Below are 19,057 nucleotides of genomic sequence, written 5' to 3'. Positions count from 1 at the left end.
AGCCGCGCCTTCTTTATTGGGACGGCGGCAGATTGGCGGACATCTGCTCCAACGCCTGATCGAAGGGCGAGACGGAGATGTGAGGATTTCCGGTGAAAGGGAAATCGAACGCCAGTCCAAGCAGGAGAGACAGCGCCACCAGCGCCGCAAGGGACGCGGTCATGAGAACCTGGGCTCCGAGATTGGACGATGCAAAGAACGCGGGATAGCCGAGGGTGATCGCACCGCCCACGATTAGCACGAACCACAGAATCCTGGGTACCGAACCGTTGGCGCTATCCAGACGCTCGGCGCGGCTATCGGTTATCACCGTCAGAAGCGTAAGAGCCCGCTGATAGAGGGCCAACTCTCGCCGCCCCTTGGGCTGTACGGCAAAGATGGCGGCGCTGAGCGTGTTCAGATCGTCGGCGACGGTGCTGCTCGCTTTGCCTGTTGCCATGGTTCGCCATTCGTCGTTCCGCACGGCTTTGACGTAGGTGAGCAGACTGCTTCTGATGTCTTCGCCGCCCTCCTCCGGGAGCGCAAACGTCACCCGGTACAGATCGCCGACCGCTTTTGCCTCGTTGCGCACGGCGGCCTCGGTGTCCCGGTACTCCTCCCACACCGCGATCACCACGAAGGCCAGAAGGACCGCATAAAAGACCCCGACCACGGCGAACTTAAAGCCTGCCACCTCGTTGTTGAGGCTCAAACGGCTGACGCCATAAGTATAGCGCGTGAGCAGCATGAGCCCCACGGAGAAGGTCTCCGCCAGGAGGACGATCATGAGCGCCATTGCCCAAAGGGGAATCTCATGCATTACGGGAAGCAAAGGCATCCTCCACGGCGGGCCTGGATGTCGGCCCCATCGTTGTAGCGGAAACCATCCCGATAGGAACGCCCCGTTCGCCGTCAATTTCGCCTAGAATCAGTCGATTCGCCAGGAAACGCCGATGACCAAGAAGAACCCGAAGCCGCCTGAGGCCCCGGCTCCGCCAGAGGGCCTGACCCGGGAGGAGAACAAGTCCGTCAAGGAGCGCAAACGGCTGCGCGCCGCGGTGGTCTACGAGATTATCCGGCATGAGGGTGAGGCGGAGCTTGCCCGTAAATTCACGGCGCTGTGGTGGTCGGCGCTGGCCGCCGGCATTTCCATCGGCTTCTCGGTGCTTTCGCAAGCTCTGCTCGAGGCGCGATTGCACGGCCTCCCCGGAGCCTCCGTCATCGCCGATCTCGGCTACTGCGTCGGCTTCCTCATCGTCATCCTCGCCCGCCAGCAACTCTTCACTGAGAACACGCTGACGGCCGTGCTACCCATCATGGTGCGCAAGGACTGGAGCGGCATCTGGGATGTCTTGCGCCTATGGGGGATCGTGCTCGGCGGAAACCTGGTGGGCTGCTTCCTGTTCGCCGCCTTCCTCGCTTATTCAGGGGCCTTTAGCCAGGAGACCCAATCGGCGATCACCGAAATCGGCAGGCACCTAATGGCCAACACCCCGAGCGAAATGTTCGTCAAGGGCATCATGGCCGGCTGGCTGATCGCGGCGCTGGTATGGATGTTGCCCTCGGCGGAAAGCACCGAGATCTTCATCATCACCCTGATCACCTACATTATAGCGCTCGGCGACTTCACCCACATCATCGCCGGCTCCGTGGAGGCGATCTATATGTGGTTGGTCGGTGAGGCGAGCCTTGGCCAAGTGGCCGGCGGCTTCTTCCTCCCCACCCTTCTCGGCAACGTGGCCGGCGGCACCGTGCTCTTCGCCGTCGTCAGCTACGCCCAGGTCCGCGAGGAGTTGGAAGGCTGAGCAAGCGGCGCACCCTCCGAGCTGAGGCTCCCTAGCCAAGACGCCAGCGTGCCGCCATAGTCCGGGTCATGCCCCAGCGCATTGCCAGGTCAGTCCGCCAGAGGGTCCGCCCGTGACCACGCCGCTTTGGGTTCTGCTGGCCTTCGTGGTCTGGACCATCCTGGTGCTCTTGGCCGGGGTCGGCATCCACCGCTGGAGCCTGATTCTGACTCGCCGGGCCGGGCCGGCCGACTTCCCCGGCGGCGTGGTCGAGGGGGCGCCAGCCTATCGCCGCGCCACCCGCGCCCACGCCAACTGCGTCGAGAATCTGCCGCTTTTTGCCGCCATAGCGCTCACCGCCGCAGTCGCCGGGATCGACACGCCCCGCTCGATCAGCTCGTCATCGTCTTTCTCATCGCGCGCGTCGGCCAGACCCTGACCCACATGCTATTTCTGGAGACTCACGTCACCGTGGGGATTCGTTTCAGTTTCTTCTTCGCCCAGGTCGGCGTCATGTTGTGGATGGCGGCGATCATCGCCGTGACGGCGGCGTTCGGCCTCAGCCCCTAGCCAAGGCCCTCCCCGCCGCCATATTCCGGCGATGTCTCATCGCGTGCCCAAGACCTTCGGCTCCCGGGCCGAACCGCGCGCCGTCACCGGCGAAGCCAGCGGCTTGCCGCTCGGCGCCGACCGGCGCACGCCCGGCTTCGGGGATGCAGCGCAACCGCTGATCCAAAATCATCCCTTGGTGACCGGCGCGATTCCCGACTTCACCCCCCACCGACCGCCGCGCCCCGAGAAGTCCGAGGGCGGCATTCCGATCAGGCTCCAGACGGAACTCGAGCCGAAAGGCGACCAGCCGACCGCGATTGCCGAGCTTGTGGCCCAGGTCGATGCCCGTGAGCGCGATCAGGTACTGCTCGGCGTCACCGGCTCGGGCAAGACCTTCACCATGGCTAAGGTGATCGAACAGACGCAGCGTCCGGCCCTGATCCTCGCCCCCAACAAGACGCTGGCCGCCCAGCTCTACGGCGAGTTCAAGAGCTTCTTCCCCGACAATGCGGTCGAGTATTTCGTCTCCTATTACGACTACTACCAGCCGGAAGCGTATATCCCGCGCACCGACACCTATATCGAGAAGGATTCGTCGATCAACGAGCAGATCGACGCATGCGCCACGCCGCGACCCGGGCGCTGATCGAGCGCGACGACGTGATCATCGTGGCATCCGTGTCGTGCATCTACGGTATCGGCTCGGTCGAGACCTACACGGCCATGACCTTCAGCCTGAAGCGCGGCGACAAGGTCGAGCAGCGGCAATTGATGGCCGACCTCGTGGCTCTGCAATACCGCCGCAACGACGTGAACTTCGTGCGCGGTTCGTTCCGCGTGCGCGGCGATACCATCGAGCTGTGGCCGGCGCATTTGGACGACCGCGCCTGGCGCATCTCGCTGTTCGGTGATGAGATCGAGACGCTCGTCGAGTTCGATCCCCTGACCGGCGCCAAGACCGACGAGTTCAGCTCGGTCAAGATCTACGCCAACTCCCATTACGTGACGCCAAAGCCGACGCTGAAGCAGGCCATCCGCGGCATCAAGGAGGAGTTGAAAGCGCGGCTGACCGAGCTCAACGGCGCCATGCGCCTGATCGAAGCCCAGCGGCTCGAGCAGCGCACGCTGTTCGACCTGGAGATGATCGAGGCCACCGGCTCCTGCGCCGGCATCGAGAATTACTCGCGCTACCTCACCGGCCGCCGGGCCGCGACCCACCGCCGACCCTGTTCGAGTATCTTCCCGACAACGCGCTGGTCTTCGTCGACGAGAGCCATGTCACCGTGCCGCAAATCGGCGGCATGTTCCGCGGCGACTTCCGGCGCAAATCGACGCTCGCCGAATATGGCTTCCGCCTCCCCTCCTGCATGGACAACCGGCCCATGCGCTTCGAGGAATGGGACGCCATGCGGCCGCAGACCGTCTACGTGTCGGCGACGCCCAGCGCCTGGGAGCTGGAGCAGACCGGCGGCGTGTTCGCCGAACAGGTCATTCGCCCCACCGGCCTGGTCGATCCGCCGGTCGAGATTCGCCCGGCCACCACCCAGGTCGACGATCTCATCGACGAGACGCGCAAGGTCGTGGACCAGGGCTACCGCGTGCTGGTCACCACGCTCACCAAGCGCATGGCCGAGGACCTGACCGAGTATATGCACGAGCAGGGTATCCGCGTGCGCTACATGCATTCCGACGTGGAGACGCTGGAGCGCATCGAGATCATCCGCGATCTTCGGCTCGGCGCCTTCGACGTGCTGATCGGCATTAACCTGTTGCGCGAAGGGCTCGACATTCCCGAATGCGCCCTGGTCGCCATTCTCGACGCCGACAAGGAGGCTTCCTGCGTTCGGAGACGTCGCTGGTGCAGACGATCGGCCGCGCCGCGCGCAACGTGGACGGCCGCGTCATCCTCTATGCCGACGGCATCACCGGCTCCATGGAGCGCGCCATGGCCGAGACGACGCGCCGCCGCGAGAAGCAGACGGCGTGGAACGAGGCGAACGGCATCACGCCGGAAAGCATCAAGAAGAATATCGGCGACATACTCTCCAGCGTGTATGAGCGCGACCATGTGCTGGTCGATGCCGGCACCGGGTTCGCCGACGGCGAGCAGACGCCCTACGGGCACAATATCGAGAGCGTCATCGCCGACATGGAGAAGCGCATGCGCACCGCCGCCGCCGATCTCGAATTCGAGGAAGCGGCGCGGCTGCGCGACGAGGTCAAGCGACTACGGCAGATGGAGCTGGCCATCGCCAACGATCCGCTCGCGCGGCAAGGGGAACTGGAACGCAGCGCCGCCACGGTGGACCTGACGCGGCCCCACAAACCAAGCCTCGATGAGATGGGCCCGCATAACCGCGAAATGCCGCTCAAGCGCTCCCGTCCGCGCTCGAGCGCCGGCAAGCCCGGCACCCGCGCCTTCAAGGGCAAGAGCCGCTAACTTTAGCGTGTTTTCCTCTTTCGCGGCTACGTTCTGTCAACCCTGGCGTGTTTAGCCTCAGGAAGCGGAGTAGCGAAAGAGGCCGGGAATGACCGCTAAGACCACTTTGATCGACATCTACGACGCCTGGCGCGCGAAGGATTTCGATTGGCTCGGAACCTATCTGCCGGCCGATTTCCGTCATTCGATGAACATCCCGCCCGAGACGCTCCGTCTGGGAGGAACGCGGCACGGCAAAGGCGCCGCGCTCAACCGCCTCCGTGAAATCTTCGAGGCCTACGACACGAGGCAATTCGAGGTGAAGACGCTGATCGTTAAGGCGGACCGCGCCCGCGTCGAAGTCACCACGCGCTGCCTGCTCAGGGGAACCGGCGCGTGTCTGCACACGACGAAGACCCATATTTGGCGGCTCGAAGACGGCTGGCCCGTGCAGCTTTCCGAATTCTACGACCTTGAAGAGTTCAAAGCCTTCATGAAGCAGGCATTGGCAGCCTGACCCGCGGCCGCCTCAGCCGCCATGCGCCGCCTGTTGGATGAAGGCAGGCCAGAACTTCCGCAGCTCCTCCGGAAACATGCCGGCGATCTTGATCGCCGCGCCACGGTCGATGTGCTTGGAAAGCACGTCGAGCACGGCAAGCGTCCCCTGCTCCACCTCGTCCGCGGAGGCGCGTGGCAACTCCCGGGCGATATGGGCGAGGAAGGCGTCTTCGTGGCGCTCTTTGGTCGGCTTGCCCGTCGGGTCCCAGCCTTCATAGAACAGGCCGCGCAGCAACATGGGCAGTTGCGCGCCGAGATGCGCGGCGCTCTCCGCGCCGATGCGATCGCGCAAAGCGTGCAGCACCGCGCGCAAGGTGGAATAGGCATGATGGCGGTCGTCGCTCTCCAGCCGCTCCATGATGGCCTTCAGCCAGAGATTGGACTCTTGAACGGTCTTGTCGAACGTATCGAGGCCGGTGCTCATAGGCTTACTCCTTTCGAGCAAGCCTATGGCGGGGCGATGGAGGCGCCTTGACCTCGGTCAACCCGTCCGCAGAGGAAAAATCGGCCCCTCCCGGCAGGCCTGGAGACGTGGCTATTTCTTCTTTTGACCGGTGCCCTTGGCGGCCTTGTCGCGCTGCTCGTTCGAGGCAAAGGGCGAAACGGACGCCGGCGGAAGCTTCTTCTTGTCTTGCTTCGGCTTCTTTTTCTCGCGATTGCTTTTCTGCTGACCTTTGGCCACATCAACCTCCCTGACCGAAAGCCACGGACGCCACGCGTCCAGTCAAGCCTCGGCCTCAAGCCAACCTTGTACCGCAAATGACGGCCCTCCGGGTCAAAGACTATGGGGAGGACTTCACGACCCTGAGGGACTTCGGCACTTCGCGGATCACCTCGCTCGCTGGCTTGTCAGTCCGCAATCCCAAAAACACCGGATGGCGCATCTCCCCGCCCGCCGTCCATTCGGTGAACTTGATCTCAGCCACGAGCTTCGGCTTGACCCAGGTGGTGTTGGCTTCGCTCGGCACCTTCTTGTCGATGGGCTTGGCCCGGGTAATCAGCGGCACCAACTTGGCGTAGATCTCGCGCAAGCTCTTCTCGCTGAAGCCAGCGCCCACCCGCCCCGCATATTTCCACCGCTTGCCATCGCGCACCGCGAGCAGCAGCGCGCCGAAACAGTTGCGCGAGCCGCGCGGTTTGGTGAAGCCGACGATCACTACCTCCTGCTCCTGGCTCGCCTTGACCTTGAGCCAATCGCGCGTGCGCTTGCCGGACAGGTACGGGCTGCTGGCGAGCTTGGCGATGACGCCTTCTTCTTGCGCGCGCTTGGCCTTGGTGAAGGCCTTGAGGCCGTCGCCCGTCACATGAGCGCTGTACAGCAGCAATGGGCTCTTCGGCAGGACCTTTTCCAGTGCTTCTTTCCGTCTCAACAGCGGCCACGCGCGCAGGTCCTGACCGTCGAGATAGAGCAGATCGAACACGCAATAGAGCAATCGGGCGGACTCGCGTCCGGCGTTCTGCAACAGCTGGAACCGGGAACGGCCATGGGCGTCGAGCGCCACGACCTCGCCGTCGAGCACGGCTTCCTTCTTGATGGCGGCAAGCGCCTCGCAGATCGCCGGATATTTCTTCGAGATGTCGTTGCCGTTGCGGGAATAGAGCGCGGCCTGACCTGGCGCGGCGACGGCGACAGCACGGAATCCGTCCCACTTCGTCTCGAAGATCCAGTCGGGATCGTCGAACGGCTTGTCGGTAAGCGTCGCCAGCATGGGATGGAGATCGTAGGTCATTTTTGTCGCCTAGGAGTTCCCCGGGTACCCGCGACGCTAGCACAGTCCTTGCCCTGGTCGCATCGACGCCAGCGAAGTTCCAAGTTTCGTGGTAGCCTGATGGGGAATCGAGGCTCGGGGCAGCGATGAATAAGTCCGATACCATTATCACCGACATCTACGATGCTTGGCGTATGCAGGACTTGGAATGACTCGGCTCCTACCTTCCGGACGATTTCTGTCATGCCGTGCTGTTTTCAACCCAGCTTGATGCCCGCGCGGGCGAGTGCCGCGGCAAGCCGAAGGTCCTCGAAGCTGGCGCGGCTATATGGAACTCTGTATGACGTCGACTGCATTGACGCGTTCGCCGCGGAGGTCCGCGCCCGAGCCTAGACTGGACCCATGTCTAGCGACCTCCTGAGCTATAATCAGGCCATGCCGCGCCTCTCTGTTTTTTTTACCATTCTGCTCATCCCTTTCGTCGCCGTTGCGATCCAGCTAGACGACGGCACATTCTTGTTTGATGAGGAAACGCCTATGCCGCCGCGCGTGATGGCGACGCAGAACTGCCGGCGACGACGAAGATCTTTGGCAGTCGCAGACCGTTCGCTGGCGGCTTCATTTTCACGATCAGGTGCGCAAGCAACAACGAGAACTTCAACGAGACACTCGTCTTCGCGGCAGACGCGCAAGGCAAAGACGCGCGGCTCCTGCTCTTCCCAGGTCCGGAAGGACGCCGTAACGGTTTCGAGGATGTGCTTTCGAATATCCGCTGGCACCCCGACAAGAACGAAATCGGTGAACTCGCGGTCGACAGTGATCCCGACTCGCGGCCAACCCCAAATGTCTGCCGCAGCGAAGGACAGTGGCGGCTCGAAGGCCAACCGCCTGAGCCCAAGCTCGTGTTCTGGCGCGAGACGGCTGATTGCAGGGGCAAGACCGGATGGACAGTTACGCTCGGAAGGCGGTAAGGCGCAGCATCTCAGGCCGGGAGGTGCAAGCGTCGGCCCAAATGCAATTCGGGCGCCCACTCTTGCGAGAGGACGCCCGAACCGGGGGGCGTAGGCTGGCCGCTCTGCGGCCACGCACGCATCGGATGATCCGTTTAGCGGCTCATCGTAGTGGCGTAGGGGTTCTCGAAGGTCTGCGCCGCGGCAGGGGCGGCAAGGCGCAACGACGAGAGCGGCGGCGATGAGAAGGTTCTTCATGGGGGTTATCCTTTCAGGGGTGTGGTATCAGGGGTGATGACGATCCGTTTAGCGGCTCATCGTGGTGGCATAGGGGTTGGAGAAATTCTCGGCCATGGCGGGCGCGGCGAAGGCGACAACCAGGGTCACGGCGATCAAGAGCTGCTTCATTTTTAGTCTCCGTTGTGTTGTTGGCCTTTGCGGGTTTCACGACGCCCCGAAGCGGATGGCCATAGTGTCCGTCGGAACACCCCCAAGGTAGGGACGGACACCCCTGCTTGCCCAATACCTTGTCGCTATCGAATGCGTGCATCTGCTGCACGGAATAGCGTTCGGCTATGGACTCGGAAGCCAACCGGCATTTCCGTCCGTGGCGGCTTCCGGCGATCCTCATGATTATCGACGCGGCCATTTCCTTCGGCCGACGCCATCAGCCAAAGGAGCAAGACGGACATGTTTCAAGCGAGCGAAAGAAGCGGTCACGGCCGCGGCCTTCTCACCGCCGGCGTCCTTGCCGGCCTCATGCTTGGTGCGAGCCTGATCGCGACCGGCGCATCGGCGGGCGAGTGCCCCGCCGGTCAGACAAAGCCCAACGCGCGCGAAGCGGCCGATGTCGGCCATGACGGCACGACCGACACGGTCATTGCCACGCTCGACGTGGACAAGGAGCAAGGCATCAAGGGCCGCAATTTCCGCATGCGCCGCCTCGTCATCGAGCCGGGCGGCACCGTACCCTGGCACAGCCACGCCGAACGCCCCGCGATCATCTACATCGTCGAGGGCACCGTCGAGGAATACGCCAGCAACTGCGCCGCCCCCATCGTGCACAAGGCGGGCGACGTCACCGCCGAGACCAAGGACATTTCCCATTGGTGGAAGAACACCGGCGACGAGACCGTGGTGCTGATTTCCGCCGACCTGCCGAAGATGTAAGATTCCTCCCCCCTGGATGTGGCGCCTGCCTCCCCCCGGAAGGCGTCACATCCCTCCTTTTCCGCCGAGGAGACCGGCAGACATGACCGAAGCGCCGGCCGACGCTGTGCCGAGCGGGATGCCGCGCAGCGGTGCGGCGCTCCTGCGCTTCGTCATCATCGCCGTGACGGCCTTTCTCACGCTCGTCGATCTTTTCGCGACGCAAGCGATCCTTCCCGAGCTCACGCACCATTACGGCGTCTCGCCTGCCGCTATGGGCACCGCCGTCAACGCCAGCACTTTGGGCATGGCCATTGCCGGCCTCTCGGTCGCCTATTTCAGCAACGCCATCGACCGGCGCTTGGGTATTTTACTCAGCCTAGCGCTCCTCGCCATTCCGACGGCGCTGCTGGCGCATGCGCCGGATCTCTGGACCTTCACCGCGCTCCGCGTCGTGCAGGGCCTGTGCATGGCGGCGGCCTTTACCCTCACCCTGGCTTATCTCGGCGAGCATTACAGCGCCGCGGACTCTGCCACCGCGTTCGCCGCCTACATCACCGGCAACGTGGCGAGCAATCTGATCGGCCGCTTCCTCGCTGCCGGCGTGACCGATCATTTCGGGCTCGTCTCGAACTTCTATTTCTTCACCGCGCTCAATCTGCTCGGCGCAGTCCTCGTGTTCTTCACCGTCGAGAAGACAACGCCAATGAAAGTGATGCACGAAACGCCGCGCTCCCCATTCGCCGCCTGGATCGAGCACCTCAAGAATCCGGCATTGCGCGCCAGCTTCGCCATCGGCTTTTGTATCCTGTTCGCCTTCATCGGCACGTTCACCTATGTCAACTTCGTTCTGGTCGAGCCGCCCCTCGGTGTCGGCATGATGACGTTGGGCCTCATCTATTTTGTCTTCGTGCCCTCGATCCTCACCACGCCGCTAGCCGGCCACGCCGTGAAGCGTTTCGGCACGCGGGCCACTTTCTGGGCGTCGCTCGTGGTGGCGGGTGTCGGTCTGCCGCTGCTGATCCTGCCCAACTTAATTGCGGTGCTCGTCGGCATGGTGCTGGTCGGCGTCGGCACCTTCTTCGCGCAAGCCTGCGCCACCGGCTTCGTCGGCAGCGCGGCGACCTCCGACCGCGGCTCGGCGAGCGGGCTTTATCTGGCAAGCTATTTCTTCGGCGGCCTCATCGGCAGCGCGGTGCTCGGCGTCGTCTTCGACATGTTCGGCTGGACCGCTTGCGTCATCGGCATCGGCCTCTCGCTCATCGTCGCCGGCCTGCTGGCGATCTCGCTTCGAACGCCGCTCTCACCGGAAGCCTGACCTGGGTCAGTTTCGACGCGCAAGGTGCATTTGATCTAACGCAAAGTCGATCCAGCGGATCGGCTCCACGCTCGACCTGGGCCGAGGCTGTCGCTTGTATGCGTGTCTTCCACCTCGCCCCGGCGGCCCGATCGACTCGGGCGAACGTGACGATCAAGGCCGCCGCACGGTTGCATTTGCCTACCCCCCTTACCCAGGTGGGCAACCCATCGAAAGAGAAGCTCGGCCTTTCGCCGGGCTTCTTTTTTGCGCCTGTGCGCCGGCGCGCCGCGGCCCGTTCTAAAATGGTCCGCGCATTAACCATTTTCTAAGCGGATCAGAGTGAGATGGGTGACGTACTCGAGTGTGGAGTACTCAGTAGCGTAAAGGGAATCAGTTATGCGCACCATCCTTGCTCTTGCGGTCATCACCGCGACCATCGCCCTTGGCGGGTGTTTCCATCACGGCCAGCAGACTTACGTCACGGAACTGCCGCCGGCACCCGTTCCTTACAAATAAGTCTTCCAGCCCGGTTCGGCCGTCATGGCCCATAAGGGTCGGCTTCGGATTGGAAGACGAGAGTTCTGCGTAAGAAGCCCGGCCGACCCGCCGGGCTTTTTTTTTAACGCCTGTAAACACCTCGGGCGGAACCATGACCTTTCGGCCGCGTTTCTAAGGCAATCCCGCTCCAACCAAATGGCTATTTGGCCGGGAGAACCTGAAAGCGGCGCGCTTGAGACCGGCGCGCGAGGATGGTGAGATGCCTTCGAACCGAAATCGCCCCGAGCAGGATCGGCTGAAGCTCCCCGCGTCGAGCTGGTGGATCCCGTCACTGACGTTTTTCGTCGCCCTGCTGGCGGTGGTCACCGCCTTCGCCTAGGGCCGGCGAGACCGGCTTCAGAACGCACCATTGGTGCAGACGTTCACCCAAACCCAGAGCAGTGCCGCCGCGCCGACGCCGCCCATGGCGACGAAGGCGTTGAGCCATCCGCGCTTGCGTAGCGCGCCGTGGATATCGTTGGGATCATTGGCCCGCACCCAGAACATGTCCAGCGACAGCACGACCAGCAGGAAGCCGAAGGCCGCCGCTAGAAGCTGTATCGCCGAGATGCTGGTGCAGGTGTCCATCGTCCGCGCCCCTATTCGGCTGCGAGCTTGCGCCCGTCCTGCCCCGGCGCGCCATGCCCCGGCCCGTCATGTCCCATTGTTTCCGGCGCCTGGCCCGGCTCGAACGCGGTGGCCGGCTCCGCGCCCGGCGCGGGTTCATGCAGGATGACGCCCTCGAGCGCATCGAACTCGCCGAGCCAGGCTTGCGCCTCCAAGGCGCGGCACGTGTCGGCATAGCCTGCCTGCCACCGCGCGCGAATGCCGGCGGGCGAGAAGTCGATGTCCTTAATGTGACTTTCATTGTCGAGACGTGGCGCCAGCAACCGCACCACATGCATACGCGTGCGGCAGGCATATCCGGCGAGCTCCCTCACCTTGGGATCGAGCTGCGCGTCGTCCGGCACATATTTCAGAAGCTCGGTGATGACATGGCGCAAGCGATGCGCCTCGCGCTGGCGGACAATATGGTTGGCGATCCGGCTCGAATATTGGATGTCCTTGTGGCGGTGCAGCGTGTCCCAGATGGTCGACGGCTCGGGCCCGGTGGGATTCCACAGATGCACGGCGAAGATCAAACCGTTGCGCCGCGGATTGTCCTCGAAGATGCGTTCCGCCGGAGTGTTGGACAGGATGCCGCCATCCCAATAGAGCTCGCCGTCGATGCGCACCGCCGGAAAGGCCGGTGGCAACGCGCCGGACGCCATGACGTGGCTGACGGTCAACGGCATGTCGCGGGAGTCGAAATAATGCATCACGCTGGTCCGCACATGCGCCGCCCCCACCGTAAGACGGACATCGCCCCGGTTGAGCAGATTGAAGTCGACCAGATCCTCCAGCGTCTTGCGTAACGGCGCAGTCGAGTAATAACCCGCATTGTCGGCACCGAGCGGCGTATGAGCGCCGAGAAAGGCGCGCGTGTGCGGCTCGAAGAATCCGGAGATGCCGGCGGTCATGGTCATCCAGGACGACAAGGCATCCGCCGCCCCGCCCCATGCGGGGAACGCGCCCCAATAATCGGCCGCCTCCACGCGATGCCAGAATTCCCTGAGCCGCGGCAGGCGCTGCTCGGGCTCGTTTCCGGCAATGATGCTGGCATTGATCGCGCCGATCGAGGTGCCCACCAGCCAGTCGGGCTCGATGCCCGCCTCGTGCAGCGCCTCGTAGACGCCGCCCTGATAGGCGCCGAGCGCGCCGCCTCCTTGCAGCACGACGACGACCTGGCCGTTATTGTCGTTGCGGATCTCATTGACCGCGTCGAGCGGTGACAGACGTTTGGCCGTGGTCATTGATGTTCCTCCCGGCTCACTGCCTTGTTGTCTCAGCCCTTAATGTGCCGTCCAGCCGCCATCGGCGGCAATCGTGGTGCCCGTGATCGACGCCGCCGCCTCCGACGTCAGAAACACGGCGATGCCGCCGAGCTCGTCGGTCGTGGCGAAGCGCTTATTGGGCTGCTGCGCCAGGAGCACGTTGCGGATGACCTCCTCGCGCGGGATGCCATGGGATTTCGCCTGGCCTTCGATCTGCGCTTCGACGAGCGGGGTATAGACGTAACCCGGGCAGATAGCGTTGCAGGTGATCCCCTGCTCCGCCGTCTCCAGCGCAGTCACCTTGGTCAGCCCGAGAACGCCGTGCTTGGCCGCCACATAGGCCGACTTGAAGGGCGAGCCCACCAATCCGTGGGCGGAGGCGATGTTGATGATGCGGCCCCAGCCTTTCTGCACCATGCCGGGCAGCGCCAGCCGCGTGGTGTGGAACGCAGAGCTGAGATTGATGGCGATGATGGCGTCCCATTTGGCGGGCGAAAACTCGGGTAGCGGCGCCACGTGCTGGATGCCGGCATTGTTCACGAGCACATCGACCGCGCCGAATTGGGTGAGCGCCATCTCCATCATCTCGGCGATCGAATCCGGCTTCGACATGTCCGCCCCGGAATAGGCAACAGGCACGCCCAGTTCGGCGATGCCGGCTTGCGCCGCCTCGATCTCCTCGGGCTTGCCGAAACCGTTGAGCACTACGGCCGAACCGGCGGCGGCAAGCGCCCGGGCAATGCCGAGGCCGATGCCACTGGTCGACCCGGTGACCAAGGAAACCTTGTCCTTGAGCGGCTGTGTCGCGACAGCCCCACGCTCTGCCATGGTGACGTTCATGAAACCGGCTCCCTTTCGGCTTTAGGCACACTCTATCGTGAGCAACATGATGCCGCGCCCGGGCACCAACGGAAAATGCCCATTCGCTACGGAGTCGATAGGGGCGCGCTATGGGCATCGCCGCCAGGAACACATGGAGAATCTATCCCCGGGGACAGCTCACGTCCGCTCAAATATGCGGGAAGAGCTTTCAAATCCCTCGACGGCAAAGATGCATCAAGCGTAAAAGCGGCTTTAGGCATGATGCGAACACGCCGCTGGGGACAATGACGGTCGACATGCTAAGACAAGTGAACGAACAGCGGCGGATTGGCGATGCTGCCGATGCGATTCTCCAACGGGTAGAGCAGGATTAGGCGGAGCGAGCTGCATGGAGATGCATCAGGTCCGCTATTTCCTCGCCGTGGCGCGAGCGCTGAACTTCACGCGCGCGGCGGAGGAGTGCAATGTCGCCCAGCCGTCTCTGACGCGGGCCATCCGTCAGCTCGAAGGCGAACTCGGCGGCGATCTCTTCCGGCGCGAGCGGCCCCATGCCCAACTGACCGAGCTCGGCGAGCGCATGCTGCCCCTCCTCAAGCAATGCTACGACAGCGCGCTCAGCGCCCGCTCGCTCGCCAGCGCCATCAAGAAGGGCGAGGTCGGCTCGCTTAGGCTCGCCTTGTCACGCTCCATCGATCCGGCGCTGGTCACCCCCCACGTCGTCGAGCTCGGCAAGCTGTTCAGCGGCCTGGAGCTGAAATTGTTGCGGGGCAGCAGCGCCGAGGTGCTCGAATATCTCAAGAGCGGCGAGGTCGAACTCGCCATTGCCGGCCCCGTGGACGAGGAATGGGACCGCCTGGACAGTTGGCCCCTGTTCACCGAATCCTTCCACCTCGCCGTCAGCAGCGACCATGCCCTGGCCAAGACCGCTGCCGTCGCGCTCGACGATCTGCGCCACGAGCGGCTGATGCTGCGCACCTATTGCGAGAGCACGGAAACCCTACTCGATCTCTTGCGCGGGCAAGAATTCGATGTCGGACGGTTCCACGAGGTGAGCGCCGAAGCGGATCTCCTGTCATTGCTGGAAGCGGGATTTGGCGTGGCCTTCGTACCGAATAGCGCTCCGAATCCGGCCACCTTGACGCGCATCTCCGTGGCCGGGGTCGATCTCGAGCGCACCATCTGCCTCTATGGCGTCGCCGGACGGCAACGCACCGCCGTCGCCTCATCGATGATGAAGATGCTGCGTGCTTACGACTGGACGCGGCTCGACGCCTAGGGCGCATCCCTCAGCGCCGCGACTAGATCCTCGATCGCCATACGCTTCCGGTAGTCCGGGTCGACGAAGCGCGCTGTGACGATCCCGTCGGTGCCGACGACAAAGGTGGCGGGAATCGGCAGCAGCCAGGTGTCGCTGCCTTGCGACGGGGCCACGTCCCAGCCCGCTTGGGTCATCAGCGCCTGCATCTCGGTGCCGACCCAGAACGCAAGACCCAGCGACATCGCGTAGCCGTTCTCGAAATCGGTGAGGATCGGAAAGCTGGCATCCGACTCCGCCTGGAGCCGCGCGGTGTAATGCTGGCGGTCCGGCATGATCGCGGCGATCTGGCCGCCGGCAGCGGCGATCTGGTCCTGCGCCTCGGCGAGCGCCCTGGTGTTGATCCGGCAATAGGGGCACCAATGCCCCCGATGGAAGGTAACCGCGACCGGCCCCCTTTCCAGAAGGTCTTCGAGGCTGACGAGGTGACCGTTCTCGTCGGGCAACACGAAGCTCGGCATCGGCTCGCCGGGCTTGGGCGCGTGCTCCCCCACTTCGAAATCGCGCAACCTTGCCACCAACGCATCGACGGAGTCTTGGAATACGGCGCCCATCGCCCGCACCTGATCGGCGAAGGCCTGAAGCCGGTCGGCCAGGGACGCATCCATGTCGCGCGACTGGATAAACGCGGCCTCGAGCAGTTCCGATAGCGGTCGGGCGGTCATACCCAACTCCAAATAAACAGCGGTGTGGCGGTCTTCGCGGCCCCGACGATCCCCGGTTTCCTACGTCTTATCCGGGCTTTCTCGATACCATCTGGCGCCACGTCTGGGTAGTCCTAGGCTTGTGCCCGCGCGGCCCGCAGGGCGGCGAGAAGATCCTCCACGGCCATGCGCTTGCGGTAGTCGGGGTCGATGAACCGCGCCACGACGCGGCCGTCTTGCGCAACCACGAAGGTCGCCGGGATCGGTAGAATCCAAGCCTCGTTGCCTTGATAACTCGGCAGATCCCGGCCCGAGCGAGCCATCAAATCCTGCACCTCCTCCCCCACCCAGATCGCCAGATTGATGGACAGCGCATAGCCGTTGTCCATGTCGGAGAGCACGGGGTAACGCAGGCCTGCGTCCGCCTTGAGGCGCGCGGCGAAATGCTCGCGCTCGGGAACGATGGCGACGATCGACGAACCGTCCGCGAGGATGGCGTCTTGAACCTCCGACAGCGTCCGCGTGTTGATCCGGCAAAAGGGACACCAATGGCCGCGATGAAAGGTGATCGCGGCGGGACCGCCGGCCAGGAGCGCATCGAGAGTGACGATACACCCGGTCTCGTCCGGCAGCGCGAACGGTGGCATGAGATCTCCCGGCCCCGGCGACAAGGCTCCGGCCTCGTGCGCCCGTAGCCGCTCCACCATGCGGTCGACGGCCTCTTGCGATTCCGGCCGTAGCGCGCGCGAAGCCTTGGCGAACGCATCGAGCCGCTCGCTCAAGGATGCATCCAGGTCACGACAGTAGACGAAGGCCTCTTCGACGGTGGCGAAAGCCGGTTGCTTCATTCACAGGGTCCCCCGGAGCCGGCGTCTCGAACCTGAGATCACGCTTCTTTCCACTTCAACAGACGATGGCCGAGTCCTCTACTCAAGACCTTGTGAGGAGATATGAGCCGCAATTGAACGCGAGGTCCAATAGCGTCCGGCTATGGTGTTTATCGGCCTTCGGTAGTTCCCCGCGAGGGCCTGCCGGACATAGCTTGCGTCATGGAAATCGCAGGATTTGGTCTCCGCGCGGGGCCATCAGGAGGGAGACGAGAGATGTCCATGCTCATCAATTCGCTGGAAGCCGGCCGGCGCCTCGCCGAACGTATTCCCTACAGCATCGTGGCGCTGGTGGCGCGGCTTGCCGCGGCCAGCGTGTTCTGGCGCTCGGGGCAAACCAAGGTCGAAGGCTTCCACATCACGGACAACACCTTCTTCCTCTTCGCCGAGGAGTATAAGGTCCCGCTCCTGCCCCCGGACCTCGCCGCCTACCTCACAACGTTCGCCGAGCACATCTTCTCGGTCGGCCTCATCGTCGGCTTAGCCTCGCGCCTCTCCGCGCTCGGCCTGATCTTGATGACGCTGGTGATCCAAGTCTTCATCTATCCCCAAGGCTGGCCGGAGCACATCCTCTGGTTCGCCGCGCTGCTGCTGATCTTGGCGCGCGGGCCCGGCGCCATCTCGCTCGACCATCTGATCTGGTCGCGCGCGGAAGGCGCGCCCGCCCCGGCGCGCTAGGCGCAACGGGAGGACCGGACAGAAGAAGCGTGCCGCTGCGTTAGCGGCCGCGCTGCAACTGCCTCAGCAGCTCATGACTGGGATAGAATCCGCGGGAAGCCCATACTTGATCTGCATGGCGCGAATGGCCTCGCGGGTGCCGGCGCCGATCACGCCGTCGATCTTGCCCACGTCGAACCCTTGCCGGGCGAGCAGTGTCTGCAACTGCTTGGTCTCCGCTGCGGTGAACGGTTCCGGGTTGCCACGATTGAGCGGCGGCGCCCCGGCGAGCCGCGTGGCGTAGTAGGCCGCGGTCGTCGAATAGACGAGCGAGTTGTTCCAATCGAGATAGACCGTCGTGAAGTTCGGATAAGCGAGGAACGCCGGCCCGTTGCGCCCCATGGGCAGGAGCAGCGACGCCTGCAGATTATCGGCCGGGATTGGCTTGCCGTTGCGGTAGGTCACGCCGTTCTGCGCCCAGAACGCGCGCGGCTTCCGGATGGTCACGTCGGCCTGGTCCCACGGCACGTTGCCCGAGACGCGAACCTCCTCGAGCCAAGGCTGACCGGGCTGCCACCCTTTCGACCGGAGATAGTTCGCCGCCGAGGCGAGCGAATCCGGCGCGCTGCGCACCAGGTCGCGATGCCCGTCACCGTCGAAATCGACGGCGTAGTTGTAATATGTCTTCGGCTGGAACTGGAACTGACCGACCTCGCCATGGGCAGGTCCGCGCATCTGTCCCGGCTGGAGATCGCCGCGGTCGATCACCTTCAGCGCGTACATCAGCTGTTCCCGGAACTCCTCGGGACGGCGGCAGTCATAGCTCAAGGTGGCGAGCGATTGGATGCTCGGCAGATTGCCCATCACCTTGCCGAAATCGGTCTCCAGCCCCCAATAGGCGACCATCACCGGTCCGGGCACGCCGTATTGCTGCTCGATCCTGTTGAACACCGAGGCGTATTTCCGGAGCATCGCCTTGCCGACCTGCAGGCGATTGTTCGACACCATGCGGCCCTGGAATGTCAGAAAATCCTGGGCAAAGACGCCCTGGCGCCGGTCGTGGGCAATGGCTGTCGGAAAATACGTGACGCCGTTGAGCGCCGAGGCGACCGTCTGAGGAGAGATGCCCTCGGCGATCGCTTGCTGCTTGAAGCCCTGCAGCCATTTGCCGAAACCAGCGGGGCCGGGACAAGCGGCAAGGGCGCTCGAAGCTGAACCGAACAGCACCGCCGCGCAGAGGCCAGCGCGCGCTGTCATAAGGGTGACGCGTGTCAGGGGGTGTCTAGCCATGCGCGTCACTGAACCCAGTCGGGAGGCTCCAGTCAAGCTAAGAGGTCGTCATGTTCACGGCCTAGGGGTCACCTTTCTGATAGGTGCCCATGAGCTCCGTCTGCGCCAGAATGTGACCGTCCATGGCCGATTCCAGCTCCGCCTTGGTCATCGCCCTTCCGGGAAGCACGGTATCCAGCGCATAGAGCTTGTGAAAATAGCGATGCCGCCCAATGGGCGGGCACGGCCCCCTGTAGCCCGTCTGCTTCCAGTCGTTGAGACCGTCCACAGCGCCTGGCGGCAACCCCGTGCTGCTCGCATTCTCCGGCAGAGCTCCGTCGCGGGAGGAAGATTGTAGGCGACCCAGTGCACCCAGACGCGCCTCGGCGCTTTGGGATCGGGAGCGTCGGGATCGTCGACAATGAGGGCCAAGCTTTTCGTTCCGCTCGGCACGCCGGCAATCGCCAGCGGCGGGGACACGTCCTCACCCTCACAGGTGTATTTTGAAGAAATCGTGCCGCCGGGCTCGAAGGCCGGCGATGTCAGCATGAGAGTCATGACGGCGCTCCCAGCCCAAGCAAACATGAGGGCGAGAAGGGCAACAAGCCCGAACACAGGCCGCCGAAGATTTGCCGATGTCGGCCCAACAACC

Annotated in this window: 19 protein-coding genes and 2 pseudogenes; 8 read left to right on the top strand and 13 right to left on the bottom strand. The window is 63.8% G+C overall.

Features of this window, described 5'->3' with window-relative positions:
- Positions 1-13 precede the first annotated feature (13 nt).
- On the bottom strand, positions 14-766 hold the full coding sequence (locus AUC69_RS04900) for a bestrophin-like domain (RefSeq protein ID WP_158008015.1): 753 nt from the start codon (positions 764-766) through the stop codon (positions 14-16).
- Between the two features lie 166 nt (positions 767-932).
- On the opposite strand from AUC69_RS04900, the gene AUC69_RS04895 reads away from it, so the two are divergent.
- The 4 genes and pseudogenes from AUC69_RS04895 (at position 933) to AUC69_RS04880 (ending at position 5,251) form a co-directional block, all read left to right on the top strand.
- Complete coding sequence (locus AUC69_RS04895) at positions 933-1,784, top strand: formate/nitrite transporter family protein (RefSeq protein ID WP_069441162.1); 852 nt, start codon at positions 933-935, stop codon at positions 1,782-1,784.
- A gap of 112 nt (positions 1,785-1,896) precedes the next feature.
- On the top strand, positions 1,897-2,202 hold the full coding sequence (locus AUC69_RS04890) for an MAPEG family protein (RefSeq protein ID WP_083239101.1): 306 nt from the start codon (positions 1,897-1,899) through the stop codon (positions 2,200-2,202).
- Between the two features lie 330 nt (positions 2,203-2,532).
- Positions 2,533-4,755, top strand: a pseudogene (gene uvrB / locus AUC69_RS04885) (excinuclease ABC subunit UvrB); the annotation flags it as partial.
- A gap of 88 nt (positions 4,756-4,843) precedes the next feature.
- Complete coding sequence (locus tag AUC69_RS04880) at positions 4,844-5,251, top strand: nuclear transport factor 2 family protein (protein ID WP_069441161.1); 408 nt, start codon at positions 4,844-4,846, stop codon at positions 5,249-5,251.
- A 12-nt stretch (positions 5,252-5,263) separates the two neighbouring features.
- Here AUC69_RS04880 and AUC69_RS04875 read toward each other — a convergent pair whose 3' ends face one another.
- The 4 genes from AUC69_RS04875 to AUC69_RS04865 form a co-directional block, all read right to left on the bottom strand.
- Complete coding sequence (locus AUC69_RS04875; RefSeq protein ID WP_069441160.1) at positions 5,264-5,716, bottom strand: DUF2267 domain-containing protein; 453 nt, start codon at positions 5,714-5,716, stop codon at positions 5,264-5,266.
- 111 nt (positions 5,717-5,827) lie between these two features.
- The gene (locus AUC69_RS17730) at positions 5,828-5,974 is read right to left on the bottom strand and encodes a hypothetical protein (protein WP_193427401.1); all 147 of its coding nucleotides are present in this window, start codon (positions 5,972-5,974) and stop codon (positions 5,828-5,830) included.
- Between the two features lie 100 nt (positions 5,975-6,074).
- Positions 6,075-7,022, bottom strand: a complete 948-nt coding sequence (gene ligD / locus AUC69_RS04870; protein ID WP_069441159.1) for a non-homologous end-joining DNA ligase — start codon at positions 7,020-7,022, stop codon at positions 6,075-6,077.
- 407 nt (positions 7,023-7,429) lie between these two features.
- Complete coding sequence (locus tag AUC69_RS04865) at positions 7,430-7,885, bottom strand: hypothetical protein (protein ID WP_069441158.1); 456 nt, start codon at positions 7,883-7,885, stop codon at positions 7,430-7,432.
- A gap of 756 nt (positions 7,886-8,641) precedes the next feature.
- On the opposite strand from AUC69_RS04865, the gene AUC69_RS04860 reads away from it, so the two are divergent.
- Both AUC69_RS04860 and AUC69_RS04855 read left to right on the top strand, forming a co-directional pair.
- Positions 8,642-9,121 (top strand): cupin domain-containing protein, encoded by a 480-nt coding sequence (locus tag AUC69_RS04860; RefSeq protein ID WP_069441157.1) that lies wholly within the window; start codon positions 8,642-8,644, stop codon positions 9,119-9,121.
- A gap of 82 nt (positions 9,122-9,203) precedes the next feature.
- Positions 9,204-10,418 (top strand): MFS transporter, encoded by a 1,215-nt coding sequence (locus AUC69_RS04855; RefSeq protein WP_069441156.1) that lies wholly within the window; start codon positions 9,204-9,206, stop codon positions 10,416-10,418.
- An 876-nt stretch (positions 10,419-11,294) separates the two neighbouring features.
- Here AUC69_RS04855 and AUC69_RS04850 read toward each other — a convergent pair.
- From AUC69_RS04850 to AUC69_RS04840, 3 genes are read right to left on the bottom strand one after another with little or no spacing between them, the layout of a single operon-like run.
- Positions 11,295-11,525, bottom strand: a complete 231-nt coding sequence (locus AUC69_RS04850) for a hypothetical protein (RefSeq protein WP_069441155.1) — start codon at positions 11,523-11,525, stop codon at positions 11,295-11,297.
- Positions 11,526-11,536: 11 nt separating this feature from the next.
- Positions 11,537-12,790 (bottom strand): patatin-like phospholipase family protein, encoded by a 1,254-nt coding sequence (locus AUC69_RS04845; RefSeq protein WP_069441154.1) that lies wholly within the window; start codon positions 12,788-12,790, stop codon positions 11,537-11,539.
- 39 nt (positions 12,791-12,829) lie between these two features.
- On the bottom strand, positions 12,830-13,651 hold the full coding sequence (locus AUC69_RS04840; protein WP_069441153.1) for a 3-hydroxybutyrate dehydrogenase: 822 nt from the start codon (positions 13,649-13,651) through the stop codon (positions 12,830-12,832).
- 370 nt (positions 13,652-14,021) lie between these two features.
- Here AUC69_RS04840 and AUC69_RS04835 point away from each other — a divergent pair, with 370 nt between their 5' ends.
- The gene (locus tag AUC69_RS04835) at positions 14,022-14,909 is read left to right on the top strand and encodes a LysR family transcriptional regulator (protein ID WP_069441152.1); all 888 of its coding nucleotides are present in this window, start codon (positions 14,022-14,024) and stop codon (positions 14,907-14,909) included.
- Here the strand turns inward: AUC69_RS04835 and AUC69_RS04830 are convergent.
- Positions 14,906-15,613, bottom strand: a complete 708-nt coding sequence (locus AUC69_RS04830; RefSeq protein ID WP_069441151.1) for a peroxiredoxin-like family protein — start codon at positions 15,611-15,613, stop codon at positions 14,906-14,908. The two genes, AUC69_RS04835 and AUC69_RS04830, sit on opposite strands and share 4 nt — an antisense overlap.
- Positions 15,614-15,726: 113 nt before the next feature.
- Positions 15,727-16,440, bottom strand: coding sequence for a peroxiredoxin-like family protein (locus tag AUC69_RS04825; RefSeq protein WP_069441150.1), 714 nt, complete (start codon positions 16,438-16,440; stop codon positions 15,727-15,729).
- 255 nt (positions 16,441-16,695) lie between these two features.
- On the opposite strand from AUC69_RS04825, the gene AUC69_RS04820 reads away from it, so the two are divergent.
- A complete protein-coding gene (locus AUC69_RS04820; RefSeq protein WP_069441149.1) occupies positions 16,696-17,157 on the top strand; it encodes a DoxX family protein in 462 nt (153 codons plus the stop codon).
- 63 nt (positions 17,158-17,220) lie between these two features.
- On the opposite strand, the gene AUC69_RS04815 is transcribed toward AUC69_RS04820, so the two are convergent.
- The 3 genes and pseudogenes from AUC69_RS04815 to AUC69_RS19255 all read right to left on the bottom strand — a co-directional run.
- Positions 17,221-18,393: a lytic murein transglycosylase gene (locus AUC69_RS04815; protein ID WP_069441148.1), complete on the bottom strand. Its 1,173-nt coding sequence runs from the start codon at positions 18,391-18,393 to the stop codon at positions 17,221-17,223.
- 94 nt (positions 18,394-18,487) lie between these two features.
- Positions 18,488-18,709, bottom strand: coding sequence for a YbhB/YbcL family Raf kinase inhibitor-like protein (locus tag AUC69_RS19260; RefSeq protein WP_342018530.1), 222 nt, complete (start codon positions 18,707-18,709; stop codon positions 18,488-18,490).
- 92 nt (positions 18,710-18,801) lie between these two features.
- Positions 18,802-18,954, bottom strand: a pseudogene (locus AUC69_RS19255) (YbhB/YbcL family Raf kinase inhibitor-like protein); the annotation flags it as partial.
- Positions 18,955-19,057 lie beyond the last annotated feature (103 nt).

The sequence above is a fragment of the Methyloceanibacter superfactus genome (assembly GCF_001723305.1).
GTDB classification, from domain to species: domain Bacteria; phylum Pseudomonadota; class Alphaproteobacteria; order Rhizobiales; family Methyloligellaceae; genus Methyloceanibacter; species Methyloceanibacter superfactus.
Note: the sequence above shows the minus strand (reverse complement) of the source record. Positions and strands in the feature narration are given on the sequence as shown.

Excerpts from the sequence above, each read along its gene's own strand:
- AUC69_RS04855 (WP_069441156.1), top strand. The coding sequence starts at position 9,204 with ATGACCGAAGCGCCGGCCGACGCTGTGCCGAGCGGGATGCCGCGCAGC.
- AUC69_RS04830 (WP_069441151.1), bottom strand. The coding sequence starts at position 15,613 with ATGACCGCCCGACCGCTATCGGAACTGCTCGAGGCCGCGTTTATCCAG.
- AUC69_RS04825 (WP_069441150.1), bottom strand. The coding sequence starts at position 16,440 with ATGAAGCAACCGGCTTTCGCCACCGTCGAAGAGGCCTTCGTCTACTGT.
- AUC69_RS04815 (WP_069441148.1), bottom strand. The coding sequence starts at position 18,393 with ATGACAGCGCGCGCTGGCCTCTGCGCGGCGGTGCTGTTCGGTTCAGCT.
- AUC69_RS04900 (WP_158008015.1), bottom strand. The coding sequence starts at position 766 with ATGATCGTCCTCCTGGCGGAGACCTTCTCCGTGGGGCTCATGCTGCTC.
- AUC69_RS04840 (WP_069441153.1), bottom strand. The coding sequence starts at position 13,651 with ATGAACGTCACCATGGCAGAGCGTGGGGCTGTCGCGACACAGCCGCTC.
- AUC69_RS04820 (WP_069441149.1), top strand. The coding sequence starts at position 16,696 with ATGTCCATGCTCATCAATTCGCTGGAAGCCGGCCGGCGCCTCGCCGAA.
- AUC69_RS04835 (WP_069441152.1), top strand. The coding sequence starts at position 14,022 with ATGGAGATGCATCAGGTCCGCTATTTCCTCGCCGTGGCGCGAGCGCTG.
- AUC69_RS04860 (WP_069441157.1), top strand. The coding sequence starts at position 8,642 with ATGTTTCAAGCGAGCGAAAGAAGCGGTCACGGCCGCGGCCTTCTCACC.
- AUC69_RS04880 (WP_069441161.1), top strand. The coding sequence starts at position 4,844 with ATGACCGCTAAGACCACTTTGATCGACATCTACGACGCCTGGCGCGCG.
- AUC69_RS04850 (WP_069441155.1), bottom strand. The coding sequence starts at position 11,525 with ATGGACACCTGCACCAGCATCTCGGCGATACAGCTTCTAGCGGCGGCC.
- ligD (WP_069441159.1), bottom strand. The coding sequence starts at position 7,022 with ATGACCTACGATCTCCATCCCATGCTGGCGACGCTTACCGACAAGCCG.
- AUC69_RS04845 (WP_069441154.1), bottom strand. The coding sequence starts at position 12,790 with ATGACCACGGCCAAACGTCTGTCACCGCTCGACGCGGTCAATGAGATC.
- AUC69_RS04875 (WP_069441160.1), bottom strand. The coding sequence starts at position 5,716 with ATGAGCACCGGCCTCGATACGTTCGACAAGACCGTTCAAGAGTCCAAT.
- AUC69_RS04895 (WP_069441162.1), top strand. The coding sequence starts at position 933 with ATGACCAAGAAGAACCCGAAGCCGCCTGAGGCCCCGGCTCCGCCAGAG.